Annotated in this window: 1 protein-coding gene; it reads left to right on the forward strand. The window is 59.7% G+C overall.

Translation table 11 applies throughout. The features are described 5' to 3' along the window. Nucleotides 1–392: DUF3734 domain-containing protein (locus I6F36_RS38685; RefSeq protein WP_225173262.1), on the forward strand; the 392-nt coding region annotated here is incomplete at its 5' end. Nucleotides 393–459: the final 67 nt, after the last annotated feature.

The following is a 459-nucleotide window of genomic DNA, read 5'->3' on the forward strand; positions in this document are numbered from 1 at the left end:
TCCATGACGTGATGGCCCGCCACAAGGACATCATGTATTCCTCGCGCACGCGCTACAACACCGACATGTATCGCAAGACCCACAATCTCCGCGCCCGCCTCTACAAGGCGCTGTCCAAGATTCCGGACGAGCAATTGTCGGAGGAAGAACGCCACTTGCGCGATTCCAACAGCGCCCTGCCGAGCATCGCGATCCTGCAACTGATCTATCAGCAGAAGGCCTATGAAGGCCACGCCAAGGATCACGAATTCTCGGGCACCTCGATGCGCGAGCACTGGATGAGCGGCCACGAGGACACCAAGCGCACGCTGCAGCGGCGTGACTGGATCAAGATGCCCGAAAACGGCATGGGCATCGTGGTCCACGACGTGCATCGCGAGAGCGAGGTGTAATTCTGGGTGTCATTGCGAGCGGAGCGACTTGTCCGCCGTAGCTCAACGAGCGTAGGCGGAAGCAATC

Origin of the sequence: Bradyrhizobium sp. BRP19, from assembly GCF_020194195.1 — a bacterium.
GTDB classification, from domain to species: Bacteria; Pseudomonadota; Alphaproteobacteria; order Rhizobiales; family Xanthobacteraceae; genus Bradyrhizobium; species Bradyrhizobium yuanmingense.